Raw genomic sequence first — 18,500 nt, forward strand, 5'->3', positions numbered from 1 at the left:
CGATCACCAACCCAACGGTATACCTCATGACGACCCTATCTCAGCCCAACACCGGCCGCATCCTCGTCCTCGGAGGCACGGGCAAAACCGGCCGGCGCATCGTGCACCGATTGCTCGATCGTGGCCATGATGTGCGCATCGGCTCGCGCTCGGCCACGCCCCGCTTCGACTGGGACGACGAGGCAACCTGGAGCGCCAACCTCGTCGATGTCACGGCTGCCTACATCACCTACGCGCCTGACCTCGCCGTCCCTGGTGCTACCGACGCCGTTCAAGCCTTCGTCGACCGCGCGAAGGAGCAGGGCGTCCGGCGCCTCGTGCTCCTCTCGGGGCGCGGCGAGGCCGAGGCGCAGGCCTGCGAACGCATCGTACAGACGAGCGGACTCGACTGGACGATCGTCCGCGCAAGCTGGTTCAGCCAGAACTTCTCCGAAGGGGCCTTCGCTGACATGGTGCTTGCCGGGCAGATCACGTTGCCTGCGGGCGACATCCCTGAGCCCTTCGTAGACGTGGACGACATTGCCGATGTGGCGGTGGCTGCGCTGACCGAACCCGGGCATGCGGGCGAGGTCTACGAGGTCACCGGGCCGCGCTTGATGACGTTCGAGGACATCGCTACAGAGCTCACGCACGCCACAGGGCGGCCCGTCCGGTTCGTTCCGGTCCCGCACGACGCCTTCGTGGAAGGCATCCGCGCATCCGGCGCGCCCAACGAGGTCGTCTGGATGCTCGACTATCTCTTCGCCACGGTCCTGGACGGGCGAAACGCAAGCCTCTCCGATGGCGTGCAGCGTGCTCTTGGACGTTCGCCCAAAGACTTTGCGGCCTACGCACAGGACGCTGCGGCCGCAGGGGCCTGGAACGCCGCAGTGCGGGAGGTTGCGGCATGACTCGACTTGGCATCCAACTCCTTCTCGCCCTCGCAGGTCTGACGCTCATCGCACTGGGTATGGCTATCCTCGTGACCCCCCACGCCTTCTTCGCGACCAATGGGATTCTCCTCGGCTCCGATCCGAGTCTCCTCTCGGAGATCCGTGCACCGGGAGCGATCCTGGCTCTGTGCGGCCTCTTTGTTGTCCGGGGCGTGGTCCAGCGCAGCCGAAGCAGGCAAGCGTTGCAGATCGCGACGGTCGTGTACGGAGCCTACGGGGCGGCCCGGCTACTCTCCATTGTGCTAGACGGTGCACCTGGTTCCTCGCTCCTCTGGGCAACAGGGATCGAACTCGGCTTCGCGCTCCTCTGTGCCTCCGTAATCGAGCACGAGGTCGTGTTGCAGGGCGCTGAACAGAGCCGCTCTGCTCAAAGCCACACGACGGATCACGGTCTCCCTGCTGCTGCGTAGTCACTCATCAGGGCGCGCGGCCCTCTCGGCGGCGCGCCCTCGTTCCTCTTTGCTATGTCAGTCTCAATCCTGCTCCTCTATGGGGCCACGCTACTCGTCAGCTTCACGACGGGGCTCGTCTTCGCCTTCGCAGTGGTCGTCATGCCCGGAATCCGCGCGCTCCCCGACCGCGACTTCCTGCGCGCCTTCCAGGCCATGGACCGCATCATCCAAGACAACGACCCGCGTTTCCTGCTCGTGTGGGTGGGGTCCGTACTCTCGCTGATCGGGGCAGCCATCGTCCTGGTGCCGGTACTCGACGGAGGGCTGCGATTGCTGCTTCTCGGTGCCTTGGCGCTCTACCTGCTAGGCGTACAACTGCCCACGTTCCTCGCCAACGTACCGCTCAACAACCAACTCCAGTCGCTCGATCTCGCCAAACTCGATGGAGACGCAGTTGTGGCGGCGCGCGCGCAGTTTGAAGGGCGATGGGTGTTCTGGAACGCGTTTCGGACGGGGTGCGGCGTGCTGACCACGGGGCTGCTGCTCGCCACGCTCGTGCTGCGCTAGGGGAGAAGCGAGCCGTTTATCGTGTGACGCTCCCGTTCGTCGCGTCTGCGTCCCGCTTGTCCGCTAGGGTGCATCGATTAGCAGCGAGGGCTCGTCGGTAGGGCACGCTCAGGACACACCGACCCGGTGCCGCCCTGATTCCTGTCCCCATTTCCCATCGGTCCCATGCCAACCTTTCTTTATCTCCTCGCCTTCCTCTCCGTGTTCTTCATGCCGACGGCCGACGCACCGACGCTGCCAGCCGTCCACGACAACGACATTGTCCAGATCGCTGCGTCGAACGACGACTTCGAGACGCTCGTCGCTGCCGTCCAGGCAGCCGGGCTCGTGGAGACGCTGCAGGGCGACGGGCCCTTCACGGTTTTCGCCCCTACCGACGAGGCGTTCGCCAAGCTCGGGCACAGTACGCTCGACGACCTGCTGAAGCCGCGCAACCGCGACCAACTCACGGCGATCCTCACCTACCATGTAGTGCCCGGCCGCGTCACGAGCCACGACCTTGCCGATCGACGTAGCCTCACCACGGTGAACGGCCAGAAGATCTCTGTGGGCGTTGGCGTCGAGAACGCTCGCTTTGTGGCGACCGATATCACAGCGTCGAACGGCGTCATCCACGTTATCGACACGGTGCTGTTGCCGCGCTGAGTCCCGCAGCCCGGTCCGATCTGCTCGGAACGGATAGGCGCGCCGCCCGGTCACACGGGGGCGCGCCTGTTTCGTTTATCCTCACGCTGCCGTGGAAGAGGAAGTCTTCTTCAGTTGCCCCTACTGCTTTGCCCAGATCTCGATGCTGGTCGACCCCACGATCCGGTCTCAGGCCTACATCGAAGATTGCGAGGTGTGCTGCAACCCGATCCAGATTCGCTACACGGCTGACGAGACGCTCGCGGTGACCTCGTTCCAGGCTGATTCCATCGAACAGTAGATCGTTTACGTGTGACGTTGACACGAATGGGGGCGGCTAGGGCGTTGCGTGGCAAACATCTGACTATGCCTCGCGTACACGCCCACCTTATTCGCCTCACCCCGACCCCCATCCCTATGCCCGAGGTGCTCGACCTGCCGGTCCTTGATACCGTCGCCTTCGACCCGGCGATTGGCTTCGTTGAGGAGTACGTAGACCCCATGCTCGATCTCTTCGAAGAGATCGAGCGGCTGAAGCGCGAGAAGAACGCGGTCCTGTTAGCGCACTACTACCAGGAAGGAGACATCCAGGATATCGCCGACTACATCGGTGACTCGCTCGGGCTCGCCCGCGAGGCGGAGAAGACCGACGCCGACATCATCGTCTTCGCGGGCGTGCACTTCATGGCCGAGACGGCGAAAATCCTCAATCCGACGAAGAAGGTCCTCCTGCCGGACCTTAACGCAGGGTGCTCGCTAGCCGACTCGTGCCCGCCCGACGAGTTCGCGGCGTTCCGAGCACAGCATCCAGACCACATTGTCATCTCGTACATCAATTGCACGGCAGCAATCAAGGCGCAGACCGACATCATTTGCACGTCGTCCAACGCCGAGCACATCGTGCGGCAGATTCCGAAAGACCAGCCGATTATCTTCGCGCCCGACCGGAATCTCGGGCGATGGCTCGTGAAGGAGACCGGCCGCGACATGGTCCTCTGGGACGGCTCCTGCATCGTCCACGAGGTGTTTAGCGAGCAGGAACTCGTGCGGCTGAAGGTCCGGCACCCTGAGGCGCTGGTGCTAGCCCACCCCGAATGCGAGGAAGCCGTGCTCCGCCATGCCGATCACATTGGCTCGACCTCGTCGATTCGGCGCTTTGCGACAGAGAACCCGGCCGACACGTTCATCGTGGCGACAGAGACGGGGATCCTGCACCAGATGCAGAAGGATAATCCGGACAAAACGTTCATCCCGGCCCCGCCCGACAACGGCTGTGCATGCAACGACTGCCCGCACATGAAGCTCAACACACTGGAGAAGCTCTACCTCTGCTTGAAGCACGAGACTCCAGAGGTTACCATGGATGAGCCGATCCGCCTCCGCGCGCTTGCGCCTATTGAGCGCATGCTAGTCATGAGTGCAGGTGTGAAGTAGGTTTACTGCTACAAGGCGAAGCTGATATAAACACCGAGGCCGACCTCCGTTACGGGGGCCGGCCTCGATGCTGATGGTACTAGGCGTTCGCTAGGCGATGCCGTCGTCGACTTCGCCGGGACGGTTGTTGCTCTGCTTCTCGCCGAGGAGCGCGATGCCGTCGTCGACTTCGCCGGGACGGTTGTTGCTCTGCTTCTCGCCAACAAACAGCATGGCTGCAAGAGCGCACCCGAGCGCGAGTGCCTGAATGGTAGTCTTCATGCTACGAGAGATAGGTGGTGGAGAGAGTGGATAAACTAAATAGTGTTCGATAATGGAAAGTTTCAAATTTCCATCTAGGAGAAGAGAAAGGTATGTGACTTGCTGAAGTGCACTTCAGTCTCGTCCTGGCCCCCAATGATTCGTCTGATCTCTCTGCTCGCCCTGGCGGCCGGTGTCCTTGGAACGCCGTCCGCAATGGGTCAGGATGTAGTTCTTGGACAGCCGCTGTTCGAAAAGCGGTACGATTCGCCGGATATCGGACTCGAGCCCCAAAATTGGGCAGTACTGCAGGACCAGCGCGGAGTGATCGTCGTTGGCAACAACAGTGGTCTAGGCCTCTACGATGGCCAAGTCTGGCGAACGCTCTCGATTCCAAACCTCAGAGTTCGCTCTATCGCGGCAAACGAAGCAGGACAGCTCTACGTTGGCGGCATCAACGAGATGGGTTGGCTTGTGCCCGATTCCCTTGGCCTACTGCGCTACGAGAGTCTTAGACCGCATCTTCCAGACGTAGACTACGGAGATATCTGGAACGCTCTTGCCGTCGGAGAGAGCGTAGTGTTTCAAGGCCGAAACCACCTCCTTTTCTGGGATGGTGACAAGTTCGAGGTCGTCGAACCAGACGTACCCATTAGCCGGACTTACTCGATTGGAGATACGCTCTATGTGCATCTCCGAGATCGCCCTTTACAGCGGTGGCAAGATGGGCGGCTACTGAACGTTGCAGGAACAGAGCGACTGTCCGCCGTGCAACTTTTCGCTCTACACAAGCAGTCAGACGGAGCCTTCCTCATCGGAACACGAGAAGGGAATTTTTACCGGCTCGAGAACGATAGAATGGAGTTGCTTGATTTCGGCGATCGCACATTTTTTGAGGCAAATCGGCCTTACGCCCTCGCCACGCTGCCGACTGTGAACGGAGAGGTGTATGCGATCGGAACCTTCGGGGGGGGAATCGCACTACTTGACCAGGATGGCGGATGGATCGATAAGATTGCGCTAACACAGGAAGACCTCGTACTTGATCTCGCATTCGACCATCAGGGCGGGTTGTGGGCCGCACTGTACAACGGGCTTCTTCGCGTTGACGTGCTACCGAGCATTCGCCGATTCGACTCCGAGCATGGACTGCGAGGCCTCGCGACGCAGGTTGTACGCCATTCGGATGCGTTGTACGCCACAACCGCGTTGGGCGTCTTCAGAGCGTACGATAGTGAAACAGAGTGGGAGCCTCTCCTCACAGAGCAGGGCCAAGCATGGGCGCTCAGCGAGGTAGGCAGCCGACTTGTTGCAGCTACCAACGCTGGCGTGTTCGATGTTTCTGGCGCTTTGCCGCTACAGGTTCTAGACGAGCCAACGTATGTCTTGCACCAGATACAGGGATACCCTGGCTACGTATACGCTGGGATCAAGGATGGATTAATACTCCTACAGGAAACTACGCCAGGTTCACTACGGGCGCTCGGACGCGTAGAGGGTATATCGAGCGAAGTATTTGCTGTAGGACAGCAGGGTGAGACCCTATGGGTTACGCTAGCCGATGGTGAACTCTTATTGCTAGACCCCAAAGCTGGGTTGCTTGCTCCGGAAATTCGAGTGCTGTCAACCGATGATCGGCCCCCGGGACGGTTATTCTACACAGAGATTGATGGTAGATTTACTGCCGCAGGTGAAGCAGGCGCCTACCGGATTGAACTTAAACCCGACGGAAGCCCACGCCTCGTCCCCGATGAAGCACTCAACAATGTGCTTGACCTCGACGATGAGATGTACGTGCTCTTGACTGAGATTGAGGATGTGTTGTGGGTAGTACGAGGCAGGGAGTTGTTGTTACTCGAGCGAACCCCTACGGGCTACCGGCGCCTGCAGCGTCCAGATCTCCCACTTGAAGACCTGCATATTTCCCACATTACTGCCGACAGTGGCTTCGTGTGGCTCGCGACCGAGGAGGGACTGCTGCGGTATGACCCATCGGCGCCGAAACGCTACGATGCGCCCTACCGGCCGCTCTTTCGCCGTGTGACGCGGGGTAATTCCGTCCTCTTCGGTGGAACTCATGGCGATGGCCGCATTGCCCTAGAGCAAAGCGCAGCCGAGCAACCCGTCCTTGCGTTTTCTCGGGAAGAGCTGCGTGTCGATGTCGCCGCGCCGAGCTACAATGCGCCGGACCGAATCGTCTATCAGTACCGCCTTGACGGTTTCGATGCCGACTGGAGCGCTTGGACCTCGGAGACGACACGGAGCTACACTAACTTGCCTGAGCGCAAGCGCTACGTGTTCCGGGTCCGGGCACGGAATATCCACGGTGTGGTGAGCGAAGAGGCGCAGTATCAATTCCGCGTGCTCCCGCCCTGGTATCGGTCGTGGAGCGCCTACGGGTTGTACGGGATGGTGGGTGCCGTCCTGCTCTGGAGCATCACAGCGTTCCAGGTGCGGGCCCACCGGCGCGAGTTGGACATCGAGCGCATGCGTCGGCAGCGGCTGGATCAGATGAATCAACGCCTCGAAGCGTCGAACCAGCAACTCGCTGAGGCAGACCAGCTGAAAATGCACCTGCTGCGGAACGCGTCCCACGAGCTACGCACGCCACTGACGGCGATGCTCGGATCCGCCGAACTCTTGTCCATCCATCTCGACGGGCGCGATCCCGACGGAGCCGCTTTTGCCCGGACCATCCTCGCCGGTTCGGAGCGGCTCACACGCACGGTCACAGATCTGATGGACGTGGCAAACCTACAGGCGGACCAGTTTGCGCTCAAGCCTGCCGATGTTGACGTTGCCGACTTGGTCGCTTCGGTGACGGATGGCCTAGCCCCGCTCGCGTTGGAACGAGGGTTGTATCTGCGACTTTCTCCAGAGCACATCGTCGTTCCCGCCGTGCTCGATCTCACGGCCTTTCGCCGGATCGTTGAGCACGTGTTGATGAATGCCATCAAGTTCACCGACCGAGGCGGGGTGGCACTGGTTCTCGATGCCGACCCGGACAGCATTCTGCTGCGTGTAACCGACACGGGCTGCGGTTTCGACACGGCAGAACTCGACCGCCTGAAGGAGGCGTTCACGCAAGCCTCGTCAGGGCAGGATCGCTCCCACGAGGGGTCGGGCCTTGGGCTCTACATCGTCACGGCGCTGATGAAGCGCATGCTCGGTTCAATGCGGATCAGCAGCCAGCAAGGACAAGGCACGTCGGTTTCACTGACGTGGCCGCGCTTTGACCGTCGAGGCGCCACGCTCACAGCGGAGGACCGGTCGGTCGCGGCGGTGTCGCTACACGACGACCTGTCGCTCCTCTACGTCGCAGGGCGAACGCACTACGCATCGGAGATGCATGCCCATCTCAACGAACTGGGTCTGACGCGTGTCGTCCGTTCACGGAGTGCCGCCCGAAGAGCCCTTCGCCTCTACCCGTATGACGTGCTGGTCATTCAGGCGCGCAGCATCGCCGACGTCATACGGATGCACGACGCGCTCGAGGCCACCGCAGAACATGCGATGCCGCCTCTTCTTGCCGTGGTATCTGAGGGCGGGCATGCGTACGACGATTTCAACACGTCGATCGACACGGTCAGCAGCACGGTGAATGAGACGGAACTCCGTGCGACGCTCGAACAGGTGCTCAGCCGGCCACGTGGGGTGCGTGTGGTCAGCTAGAAGCGAAAACGCAGGCCTAGCGTGGGCTCAAACCGGCGCTCGATGAGATAGGTCGCGGGGAAGCCATCGATGCGGCCAGGCAACTGGCGAAAGCCGTAGCGAGCTCGCATGCGGGCAACGAGTCGCCTCGTGACCGGATAGTCTACGTCGAACCGGAGGGTCGTAAGGTCCGCGTCGAAGCCCTGAAACATGTCGCCGAGCTTGCGTACGCCGCCTCGCTCGAAGGCAAATACGAAGCGCAACCCTTGCGAGGTCGCGTAGGCGGCACGCAGTCGGTGCGCTCCGAGTGGCTGCCCGTCTACCGGGAGCCGCACCGTCTGCGCAAGGAGGAGGCTCTCCCCGAGCCGCACGCGCACGTCGAAGAGGAGCCCACCACCGGCCTCGATGGAGTCGGCAGCATAGCTCGCGGAGACACGAGGGCGGTCGGGCGAAGCGAAATACGGATCGGCCTGGACGATCGTGCCGGTGCGAGTCAGCGTGTAGAACGCGGCGATGGGCGTGACACGAACCCCGCGCTCGAAGCCATAGAGCCCAAACCGGGCGTCAAAATCGACGAGGTCGGCGAAGCGAACCGCGGAGGCCTCAATGCCGACCTCGGCGCTCCCTCCGCGCTCCCACTGATAGGCGCCGCTGGCATACGGGCCTACCGTGAACACCTCGCCCCGAAGCGGTACGTGAAGCGATGCGCCTAGTGTGAGCGGGCGCGCGATGCTGTCTGCAGGCAACTCGGCACGCAAGTCGGCGATCCTGAGGTCATACGTGCCCTCCACGGTGAGCCGCGTTTGCCGAAGCGGCCCTGAGAGGCGCCGAAGCGGTGCTGCCGCAACCTGGCCGCCGACCAAACCATCGACGCGTACGTCTTCTAAAAAGCCTGCCAGTGAGACCGTGCCAAGTCGAGCCGCGGCCTCCACGCCAACGGTCCGTTCCTCCCAGGCAGACAAGGTGCTAAAGCCATCCACGAGGTGGCCCGTGCCGAGGCGGAGGAATTCGAGCGGGCCGAGGCGTAGGTAGAGTGGCGACTCGGGAGTCGGGTTGAGGCGCACGTGGAGGAGACGGCGGAGGGCGTCGTAAGCTTCGTCGTAGTCCTCCTCGTAGACACCCGAGACGCCTGTCCGGCCTGGCACGAACACGCTCAGCCCCAGCCGCCCCGTGACGAGCCGGGTTTCGAAGCCGCCGAAGGCGCGCCAGCGGTCGTCGATGAACGAGGGGCCTGCGAGGACCGAGACCTCGCTCTGTTGCACCGGGCCGAAGCCGCGGCGCTGAGGGGCCTCCCACGGGTCGGCGGCGTGCCCGAAGGTGAGCGGCTGCGCCTCGGCGGCGGCCGTCGCGGCGAAGACGAAGAGCAGGGCGAGGGTGAGGGGGCGCATCGGAGGGCAGAGGAAGCGCGCCAAGCTACGGACGCCAGACGGTGTGTATCCTCCGGCGTTGCCCTAGCTCGTGCCCTAGCTCGTCTACGCCAAGCGCTCAACATGCCCGGCTCTCTCTACACCGCCGATGTCCTCGATCAGCACCCCGACTGGAACGCCGTCGGCCTACACTTCCAGGACTTTGGCAGCGTCGTCGCGTTCCACGGTGCCATCGAGACGGTGAAGGTGTTCGAGGACAACGTGCTGGTCAAGCAGGCGCTCGGCCAGCCCGGCCGGGGCCGCGTGTTGGTGGTGGACGGCGGGGGCTCGCGGCGGTGCGCCCTCTGCGGGGGCAACGTGGCTATGCTGGCTCGCGACAACGACTGGGCCGGCCTCGTCATCTACGGTGCGCTCCGCGACCGCCACGAGATCGCCGAGGTCGAAATCGGGGTAAAAGCGCTGGGGACGCACCCGCGCAAGAGCGTCAAGCGAGGCGAAGGGCAGCAGGGCATCCCCGTCACCTTCGCGGGCGTCACCTTCGCGCCGGGCGCCTACCTCGTCGCCGACGGCGATGGCATCGTTGTGGGGCCCACCGCGCCCGACCTAGATTGCTGAGCGACCTAAGTCCACGGCTTGTCTGGCGCCCACTTCAGCACCGCGCGTGCTACAGCACTTCGCTCTTGAGGTAGTCAGCGATCCGCAAAACGTGTGCTGCGATGGTGAGCGTCGGGTTGGTGGCGCCAGACGACGGGAAGAAGCTCGCGTCGGCGATGAACAGGTTCGCGACGTCGTGCGTGCGTCCGAACACGTCTACGACGCCGTCGGTCGGGGCGGTGCTCATTCGGCACGTGCCGCACTGGTGGTTCACCACACCAAGCGGCATCGGGACGCGGTAGAACTCGTCGAAGCCTTGCTTGCGCAGCGCTGCTTCGAGGAGGTCCATGAGCTTGCCGTGCGCGCCGCGGTTCGTCCACGTGTAGTGTAGCCGGATGCGCCCGTCGTCGGTGAGGTCGACGCGGTTTTCGTAGAGCGGAAGGTCCTCGCCCTGCACCCACCAGTCGACGGAATGTGCGGCAATGCGGTCGTACTCCTCGTCCGAATACGCGCCGTCGGGGAGGTCCTGCTTGATCTGCCACCCGGCGTGCTTGCCCATCAGATGAACGTGTCCGAGTGGGATCGCGTCGAAGTCGGAGCCGTCTTTTGCGCCGAAGTAGAAGTCGTTGATGGCGAGTGTCTTCTGGAAGCGCGTGGGGTTGGGCGTCTGGCTCGCGACGGTGTAGAACTTGGAGGTGACGTGCCGCATGAAGTGCCGCCCGACGCGTCCCGACGTGTTCGCGAGGCCGTTGGGATGCGCGCTGTTGGCTGAGCGAAAGAGCAGCGTGGGTGTCTGGATCGCTCCAGCTGCGAGCACATAGACGTCGGCGGTGTAGCGTACGGTCTCGCCTCCTACCGTCACATCGATGCCGGTGACCTCCGTGCCGCTGGCATTCGTCAGCACTTTTGTGGCGAGGGCGTCCGTGACCAGGTCTACGTTGTCGTTGGCGGCGGCGGGGATGACGGTTGCTGTCTCGGCGTCCATCTTGAGGTGCAGCATATCGGGATAGCCGTCGAACGCCGCGCGGCCCATCGCGCCGAAGACTTCGCGGAGCACGAACTCGCCACCGCCGGGGTTGGCCTCGCTGAACTTCACGCCCATCGGAAGGTCGAGCGGCTGCAAGCCAGCCGCGCGGAGCCCCTCGGCGACTTCGCCGATGCGCGGGTCGTGCGCGATGGCGGGGTGGGGGTAGGGGCCGCCTGCCGGAGGCTCGAACGGGTCCGAGCCGCGGCTACCGTGCACGTGGTAGATCGCTTCGGCCTGGTCGTAGTAGGGGGCATAATCGTCGTACGAGAGCGGCCACGCCGGCGAGAGGCCGTCCTCGTGCTGCATCGCGGTGAAGTCCTCGGGGCGCAGCCGCAAAAGTGCCGAGCCGTAGACTTTCGTGTTGCCGCCGAGCCAGTAGAACATGCCCGGTTGGAAATCCTCGCCGGTGTGCCCGTCGATCCACTGCTCCTCGGACTTGTAGCGCCCCTCGACGAAGAGCTTCACGGGGTCCCAATTTTCGCGCTCGCGTGGGAGCGACCCTAGGCGGTTCAGCACGCGGATCGATTTACCGGTGGGCGCTAGGGCGTACGCGAGCGCGCCGCCGCCGACCCCCGCACCGATGATGAGAACGTCGGAGTGCGTGGCAGTCATGTGAGGAGAGAGTTGCGGTGGGGCGGTAAGGCCGTGTTGCGGTGGCACTGAGAAAGACGATGCGCTGCACGGGTGCCGTACACAAAAGATGCGGTACACACCAGCGGAGAGGTGACCAGGAGAGCCAGGATACTGCGGACATCGCGGTACCGCCCCACTGCGACACCGCCGTGCCTACCAAAACATGTTCTTCATGCAGAAGACAGAACCGCCTGCCTTGAGGAACTCGCTGGTGTCCAGCTCGACGGGCGTGTAGCCATGCTCGCGTAGGATCGTTACGGTCTTAGTGCATCCCCGCTGGATGAGGACGTGTTGGCCATCGGGGCTATGCGCGTTGCATGCGAAGAGGTCCCGGGCTTCAGATTCAGGCACGGCAAGCGCCCACTCAAAGTGGGCGGCAATCAGCGCGCGGCCTTCCTCGTCGAACGCACCAGGGTAAAAGAGCGCCGAGTGCTCGTCGAGCGGACAGAGGCACGTGTCGAGGTGATAGAAGTCGGGGTCGGTGAGCTTGAGCGGGATGATGGGGAAGCCCAGCTTGGCCGCGAACCGCTCGTAGACGGCGCGGTCGGTGCGGTAGCCATAGCCGCCCCAGAGGAGGAAGCGCCCCGGGTGCCAGAGCGCGTCGCCCATGCCCTCGAAGTCGCCGGGCAGGTCTGGGTCGAGCGCGTGTACCTCATAGCCGAGGTCGCGGAAGAAGTCGGCGTAGTGCTTGACCTCGGGCTTGCGCTCGTCGGCGTGCATGCGGCTGAGAATCGCGCCTCGGGTGCCGTCTGGAAGCCGATAGGGGAGAACCTGGTTGGCGCAGAACACCATGTCTGGCAGTCCAGGCTGTCCCGGGATCGTATGGACGTCCAGGCCAAGCTCGGCATAGGCGGTACGCAAGGCTTCCCACTGGGCGCGAGCCCGGTCGCGGTCCACCGTCCCGACGTGGCCCGCCATGTGGGGGTTGATGACGTAGGCGACCTCGAAGTGGTCGGGCGCGGTCAGCACGACGGAGCGCGGGCGTGGAATCGCTGGCAACTGCGCAAGGGACAGCGCATTCAAGTCCGCGCCCGCGTCGAGGGCGTCAGGGAGCAGAGGCGAAGACATCGGCAAACGGGGGAGGAGGGAGACGATGCAGGACGCACCAAGCTACCACCTCCCACACGTGGCTGGCTCACGGCGGTCGACGCGCAACGCTCGCTCTGCACCCCGTGCTCCTCGGTAGTCGGCGCGCTCCCGAGGGCCACCGGCCAACACGATCCCAAGGCTGAGGGCGGCCTGCCGAGTTGTCTCGGCACGACCGCCCTCCTGGCTTCGAGGCGTCGTCAACGAGCCTCAGTCGCGCATCTCCGCGAGCAGCGCTTCGCTCACGAAGGCGTCGACGCGGACGGCGTCGCGGACCTCGCTTACGCGCATGCCGTCGAGTGCGCGCATCAGCTCAGGCTCGTCCTTGGCGCTCATGCGCATGCCCGAGATGGCTCCCCGGACGATGTCCGCCACGTCGCCCGGCGCAATGGAGTCAGCGGTCTGGCCAAAGAACGAGACGTCGAGGCCGTCGTCGCCGAAGCCGGCCGAGACAACGATGCGCTGCATGTACTGCCCTGCGTCGAGCACGGCGTCGCTCGGACCGCGCTGCGCCGCGAAGTCCATCGAGCGCACGGCGAACCAGGCATCGTCGGGGTGCGCGGCGTGGTCGAGGAGCGCCATCATCGTGGCGTTGGCGCGGAGGCCTGAGCCCCCGTCGGCCATGCGGTCGAGCACGGCGCGCACGCTCGCATCATCCCCCCCCACCATCATCTCGTCGTTGGGCAGGGCGAAGCTGAAGGCTTCGCCGTCGGAGTCGGTGGAGACAAAGAGCGGGGTGTCTCGGTAGAGCGTGCGCTCGGTGTCCATGTCGGACTGGTCCTGCAGGTAGGCGTCGATGCGGGCGCGGTCCACGTCGGCATACATCAGCATGACCACGGAGCCGGAGTTCGGGTTGGCGGCAACGTAGACGCGCTCGGTGTCCTCTTCAAAGTCGAAGCCGGTGCGCGCCATGAAGTCGTTGATGCGGGCCGCGCCCTCGCCGGTCATGGAGTCGATGCCCATGCCCGCGTCCGTGAGCGACGCCAGGGCATCGGAGGCGCGCGCCTCGGCAACATTGATCAGCCCGACCACGTCGGCGTCGGCGGGCAGGAGGTCGAGGGCCGTGCGCGTCGTGAGCGTGAAGGCGCCAGCCTGCTCGGCCGTGGGCGAGGTGCACGCCGTAAAGGCAAGCGGCGCAGCCACCAGGAGCAGCGGTAGCGCGAAAAGACGGAGTGGTCGCATGTGCGAAAAGGGTGGAGGCTCGTGGAGTGGCGCGGATAGACTCCGGGCCTGCGCGGCCCGAGACGAGGGCTGCGCCGGTGAGGTTACAGTCCGGCCCAATCTTCGCAAAGCTTGCGATTTCGTATCCTCGCCTCCCCCTCACCACGCACATCTCCTCCGCATGGCCGGTGCCACGCCCGGAGCCAAGCTCCGCAAAGAACTCGGACTCTTCGACGTCTACGCCATCTGCACGGGCGCGATGTTCAGCAGCGGGTTCTTCCTCCTACCGGGGCTCGCGGCCGCCAAAACGGGCCCGTCGGTGATGCTGGCCTACTTATTTGCAGGCGTGCTTATCCTCCCTGCGATGTTCAGCCAGGCTGAACTGAGCACCGCGCTGCCCCGCGCGGGCGGAGCCTACTACTTCCTCGACCGTGCGCTCGGCCCCATGATCGGGACGATTGGCGGGCTCGGGACCTTCTTCGCGCTCACCTTAAAAACGGCTTTCGCGCTGGTGGGCATCGGCGCGTATGCGTCGCTCTACGTCGAGGTGCCGGTCAAGACGGTCGCCATCGCGCTCACGGCCGTGTTTGTGGCGATCAACGTCGCTGGAGCGAAGGAGACGAGCGGGCTGCAGCGCGTGCTCGTGGTGATCCTCATGGGCGTGCTGGCCTTCTTCATCGTCCAAGGTCTGCTGGAAGTCTTCGTCGACCAGTCGCCAGAGCGGACGCGCGAGCAGCTGACGCCGTTCATGCCGTTCGGCGTCGCCGGGTTGCTCTCGACGATCGGCTTCGTGTTCGTTTCGTACGCGGGGCTGACAAAGGTAGCGAGTGTCGCTGAGGAGATCAAAAACCCCGACCGCAACATCCCACTGGGGATGATCCTCGCGCTCGCCTCGACCTCGTTCGTCTACGTCGCGGGCGTGTTCATCCTCGTGGAGGTCCTCGACCCCAACGAGTTGCGGTCCGACTTGACGCCAGTGGCAACGGCCGCCGCGGCGTTCTTCGACTGGCTGCCGGGCGGTGCGGGCGTCGTGCTGATCGTGATCGCAGCGCTCGCGGCGTTCGCCTCGACGGGTAACGCGGGCGTCCTGGCGGCGTCGCGCTACCCGCTCGCGATGGCGCGCGACCGCCTCGTCCCGACCTCGCTCGCCAACCTCGGCCGCTTCCAGACGCCGACGCGGGCTATCCTGCTCACCGGGGCGGTGATGGTGGTCTTCATCCTCGCCTTCGACGAAGAGGGCATCGCCAAGCTCGCGAGCGCGTTTCAGCTTGCCATCTTCGCGCTCATCAACCTCGCGGTGATCGTGATGCGCGAGAGCCGCATTCGGTCTTACGACCCCGGCTACCGTAGCCCGCTCTACCCGTGGATGCAGCTGGCGGGCATCGTGATTTCGTTCGTGCTCATCGCGTACATGGGCTGGATGGCGGTGCTCTTCACAATCGGCATCATCGCGTTCTGCATCGGGTGGTACGTCTGGTATGCCCGCGACCACGTCGTGCGCGACGGCGCAATCTACCACTGGTTCGCGCGCCTCGGCGAGCGGCGCTACGAAGGCCTCGACCGCGAATTTCGGGGCATCCTGAAGGAGAAAGGCCTCCGCGACGAAGACCCGTTCGACGAGGTCGTCATGCGCGCACGCGTCTTGGACGTGTCGCCCACCGCGTCCTACGAAGACGTGCTCCGCGACGGCGCGCGGCTCCTCGCCGAGCGCGTGCCCGTCCCGCTGGCCACGCTGGAGCAGGGCTTCCTCGACGGCACCCGCGTGGGTGCGACGCCGACGATCCGCGGGGCCGCGCTGCCGCACCTGCGCCTGCTCGAAGTCAGCGAGCCCGAGTTGGTCCTCGCACGCTCGCGGCAGGGGCTTGAACTTGAGGTCACGGATTCCCTCGGCACGGCCCACGCCGCGCTGCCCGCCGACGAGGACGACCCGCTCGTGCACGCTGTTTTTCTGCTCATCAGCCCCGAGGACGACCCCGGCCAGCACCTCCGCATGCTCGCGCAGATCGCCTCGCGGCTGGACGACCCCGGCTTCATGGATGCTTGGCAGGCCGCACCGGATGCGCAGGCACTCACCGACCTGCTCCTCCGCGACGCCCGCTTCCTCACGCTCCGCCTTCGCGACGACGACGCCACCGAGTCGCTCATCGACCGCAAGCTGATGGAGGTGCAGTGGCCTCCCGACTGTTTGGTAGCTGTGATCCGGCGCGGCGAGACGATGGTGGTGCCCCAGGGCCGCACCGTACTTCAGGAGGGCGACCGCGTGACGCTCCTCGGCGAGCCGGCGGCCATCCACGCCCTCCGCACGACTTACCTCGGCGACGCGTAGCGCGGGAAGGCCTTGGACGACGAGAGCCCGTCGGTTATGCTGTAGGTGTCCCGTTCACCTGCCGTCGGCGCTCATGCCTCTCCGCTACGTCCTCCCGCTCCTCGCCGTCGTCCTCGCGCCGCCTGGGGTCGCACAGCCGTTCGAGTGGACGTACACGGCCGGGCTCACCGCGCCCATCGACCAGTTCCAACTCTATCCCGATGGGAGCGTGCTGGGCCTCAGCGACGGCCTGCTCTACCGTTCCGGCGACGAAGGGCTGTCATGGCAGATGATCGCCACAGCCCCTGAAGATCTCTCTGAGTTCGCCGTGTCTGGGCCGAGACTGTGGGGACTCGCGAATGGGCAGGTGCTGACGGCAGCGTGGCTGGGTGTTGCCTGGGAAGTCCGAGGGCCCGATGCTCCGGTGGGCCATCTCGCTGTGCGCGGCGACTCAGTCTTCGCGGCGACTCGAGACAAACCAGACCGGATCTATCGCTCCTTTGACGTGGGTCGGACTTGGGAGGCCCTCACCCACGAAACACCTACCACCTCTTCAGGCACACCGTATGCTGAAACCGCGCTGCTAGAATTCGTCAAGTCGGGCCTGCTCTATCGCCAGTGGCTTCTCGATGGAAGCACCTCGCCAGTCCATTGGTCTGAGGACCATGGGGCAACTTGGACCGAAACTGCCTGTGGCCCACTCGTCGCTCTCGACCCAGTTGGCATGGCAGGTCTTACCGCAACGCTACCCTCCTACAGCGCTGGCCTCAACCGGTGGTTTCCTGGTCGCCTCTTGCAGACCTTTGACGGCGGCAGAACCTGCGAGGCTGTCCAGATCGCCTACATCTTTGGGCTGATGCGTCTCCGCGACGGCTCATGGCTCGTGGGTCAACGAGACCGACTGGCCCGCATTGACAACGTGGGCGCTGATTGGCAAACTGTTGGAATGGAAAACCGAGGAGCAGTGCGACGTCCACTGGAGTTGCCATCCAGGAGCCTGCTTATCCCAACCGAAACATTCCGAGCTGGCCCAGACGATTCATTTGGGACGAGCTATGCTACGGGGACCTATCGCCTGAGCAAGGACAGCGCCGAGGAAAAGTTAACGGGCCTGGCATCACACACGCCCTCGATAGAAGTGCTAGACGGGGCGCTCTACGCCGGAGGTAAAGGCGGCCTCTTTCGCCTCACCGGCCTAACAGCATCGATGGATGAGGAAGAACATGGCTGGGCGTTCGTAGGGATCGGCAGCCTATCGCGTGTGGGAGGACTCTACATCGACGGCAGTCGCTTACTCGCATTCGCTGGGGGCACGTTTGATTTTTTTGACTATGGATACCGACCCTACGACGGCACAACGGAAGACTTCCCAAGCGATGGGCGGTTTTCGGTCGGTGTAGTAGGCGACATGATCCGGACATCGCTGGGGGCCATAGTCACAGCCGTCCCACAACCCGTCTTGCCCATAGCGAACATTGGACGCTCGATAGAACGCCCGGGGCTACTTCGTTTTGAAGGAGGGGAAGCTGACCCGAGTGCATTTTTTCCGGTGTCACTTGCAGGGACCCTCCACGAGTCCCAGCCGGACGTCCTCTATGCAGGATGTGTTTGGTTAGAGCGTGCATGGGACGACGGGGACTGTCCAGGCGTCCTTGCATCCACAGACGACGGTCGCACGTGGGAAGCTCTCCCCGATGGCCTCCCCACCATTGACGAGCGCGCGGAAGTCTTCGCCTTCACCACCGACGACACCGGTACCACCCTCGCAGCCACGCGCGACGGCGTCTACGCGCTCGACGGCTCCACCTGGACCCAGCGCGGCCTGCCCGGCACCTGGGTGTTCGACCTCCAATCACATCCGACGGCAGGCACCCTCGCCGCTACCGAGCGCGGCGTCTTCCGCTGGGACCCTGATGAGGAAGCCTGGCAGCCTGTCGGCCTCGGTCTGGAGGAACGCACCGTCTACGACATCCTCGCCACCGACGACCTCATCGACGGCGAGACGGTGCTCGTGGCAGCGACCGACCGAGGCGTTTTCACGAGTACGCCGCTCGTGAGCATCGACGCGGAAGACGAGGCGGTGCCGGCTGAGGCGTTTGCCGTGACAGCCTACCCGAATCCATTCGCCGAGGCGCTGACCGTGGAGGTCGCACTTGCCGAGGCGACGGAGGTGCGCACTACCGTGTATGACGTGCTGGGTCGCGTCGTCGCGGAGATGCCCGCACGGCTTCTGGGTGCAGGAGCGCACCGGCTACCGATGGAGACGGATGGGCTGGCGCCGGGGGTCTACCTCGTGCGTGTGTCGGCGACAGGGCAACCAGAGCGCGTCGCGACGGTCACGCGGGTGCGCTAACGTTTCCAGCAGTCGTGAGGCAGTCGGCCAACCAGCCTGTTTCGCCGTGCAGAGCCGCTGCTGGCGGAGACAGGAGCGGTCTGACCCACGAGCAGATCGGCATCAAGCGGCGTCCGATGGCCAACACAATTCGA

At 64.1% G+C, this 18,500-nt stretch carries 15 protein-coding genes; 10 read left to right on the forward strand and 5 right to left on the reverse strand.

Features of this window, described 5'->3' with window-relative positions:
• Window positions 1-26 precede the first annotated feature (26 nt).
• The 6 genes from AAFU51_13575 (at window position 27) to nadA (ending at window position 3,949) form a co-directional block, all read left to right on the forward strand.
• Window positions 27-890, forward strand: coding sequence for an NAD(P)H-binding protein (locus tag AAFU51_13575; protein ID MEO1572277.1), 864 nt, complete (start codon window positions 27-29; stop codon window positions 888-890).
• On the forward strand, window positions 887-1,342 hold the full coding sequence (locus AAFU51_13580; GenBank protein ID MEO1572278.1) for a DUF4345 domain-containing protein: 456 nt from the start codon (window positions 887-889) through the stop codon (window positions 1,340-1,342). The genes AAFU51_13575 and AAFU51_13580 overlap by 4 nt, the downstream gene beginning before the upstream one ends.
• 54 nt (window positions 1,343-1,396) lie before the next feature.
• On the forward strand, window positions 1,397-1,891 hold the full coding sequence (locus AAFU51_13585) for a DUF1772 domain-containing protein (GenBank protein ID MEO1572279.1): 495 nt from the start codon (window positions 1,397-1,399) through the stop codon (window positions 1,889-1,891).
• A 210-nt stretch (window positions 1,892-2,101) separates the two neighbouring features.
• Window positions 2,102-2,536 carry a fasciclin domain-containing protein gene (locus AAFU51_13590; GenBank protein ID MEO1572280.1) on the forward strand — a complete coding sequence of 145 codons (435 nt, stop codon included), beginning with the start codon at window positions 2,102-2,104 and terminating at the stop codon, window positions 2,534-2,536.
• A gap of 91 nt (window positions 2,537-2,627) precedes the next feature.
• On the forward strand, window positions 2,628-2,816 hold the full coding sequence (locus AAFU51_13595; protein ID MEO1572281.1) for a CPXCG motif-containing cysteine-rich protein: 189 nt from the start codon (window positions 2,628-2,630) through the stop codon (window positions 2,814-2,816).
• Between the two features lie 116 nt (window positions 2,817-2,932).
• The gene (gene nadA, locus AAFU51_13600; GenBank protein MEO1572282.1) at window positions 2,933-3,949 is read left to right on the forward strand and encodes a quinolinate synthase NadA; all 1,017 of its coding nucleotides are present in this window, start codon (window positions 2,933-2,935) and stop codon (window positions 3,947-3,949) included.
• 90 nt (window positions 3,950-4,039) lie between these two features.
• On the opposite strand, the gene AAFU51_13605 is transcribed toward nadA, so the two are convergent.
• Window positions 4,040-4,210 (reverse strand): hypothetical protein, encoded by a 171-nt coding sequence (locus AAFU51_13605; protein ID MEO1572283.1) that lies wholly within the window; start codon window positions 4,208-4,210, stop codon window positions 4,040-4,042.
• A 135-nt stretch (window positions 4,211-4,345) separates the two neighbouring features.
• Here AAFU51_13605 and AAFU51_13610 point away from each other — a divergent pair, with 135 nt between their 5' ends.
• Window positions 4,346-7,861, forward strand: coding sequence for an ATP-binding protein (locus AAFU51_13610; protein ID MEO1572284.1), 3,516 nt, complete (start codon window positions 4,346-4,348; stop codon window positions 7,859-7,861).
• Here AAFU51_13610 and AAFU51_13615 read toward each other — a convergent pair.
• A complete protein-coding gene (locus AAFU51_13615) occupies window positions 7,858-9,228 on the reverse strand; it encodes a hypothetical protein (protein ID MEO1572285.1) in 1,371 nt (456 codons plus the stop codon). The genes AAFU51_13610 and AAFU51_13615 overlap by 4 nt on opposite strands.
• Before the next feature lie 102 nt (window positions 9,229-9,330).
• Between AAFU51_13615 and rraA the strand changes: the two genes are divergently transcribed.
• A complete protein-coding gene (rraA, locus tag AAFU51_13620; GenBank protein ID MEO1572286.1) occupies window positions 9,331-9,822 on the forward strand; it encodes a ribonuclease E activity regulator RraA in 492 nt (163 codons plus the stop codon).
• A 49-nt stretch (window positions 9,823-9,871) separates the two neighbouring features.
• Here the strand turns inward: rraA and AAFU51_13625 are convergent, their stop codons facing one another.
• The 3 genes from AAFU51_13625 to AAFU51_13635 form a co-directional block, all read right to left on the reverse strand.
• Window positions 9,872-11,440 carry a GMC family oxidoreductase gene (locus AAFU51_13625; GenBank protein MEO1572287.1) on the reverse strand — a complete coding sequence of 523 codons (1,569 nt, stop codon included), beginning with the start codon at window positions 11,438-11,440 and terminating at the stop codon, window positions 9,872-9,874.
• 174 nt (window positions 11,441-11,614) lie between these two features.
• The gene (locus tag AAFU51_13630; GenBank protein ID MEO1572288.1) at window positions 11,615-12,529 is read right to left on the reverse strand and encodes an arginine deiminase-related protein; all 915 of its coding nucleotides are present in this window, start codon (window positions 12,527-12,529) and stop codon (window positions 11,615-11,617) included.
• Between the two features lie 228 nt (window positions 12,530-12,757).
• Window positions 12,758-13,729: a hypothetical protein gene (locus AAFU51_13635; GenBank protein ID MEO1572289.1), complete on the reverse strand. Its 972-nt coding sequence runs from the start codon at window positions 13,727-13,729 to the stop codon at window positions 12,758-12,760.
• Between the two features lie 160 nt (window positions 13,730-13,889).
• On the opposite strand from AAFU51_13635, the gene AAFU51_13640 reads away from it, so the two are divergent.
• Window positions 13,890-16,034 carry an amino acid permease gene (locus AAFU51_13640; protein ID MEO1572290.1) on the forward strand — a complete coding sequence of 715 codons (2,145 nt, stop codon included), beginning with the start codon at window positions 13,890-13,892 and terminating at the stop codon, window positions 16,032-16,034.
• A gap of 73 nt (window positions 16,035-16,107) precedes the next feature.
• Entirely contained in the window at window positions 16,108-18,366 is a 2,259-nt protein-coding gene (locus AAFU51_13645) for a T9SS type A sorting domain-containing protein (protein ID MEO1572291.1), read from the forward strand.
• Window positions 18,367-18,500 lie beyond the last annotated feature (134 nt).

Source organism: Bacteroidota bacterium, from assembly GCA_039821555.1.
In the GTDB taxonomy this organism is placed as follows: Bacteria; Bacteroidota; Rhodothermia; order Rhodothermales; family Rubricoccaceae; genus JBCBEX01.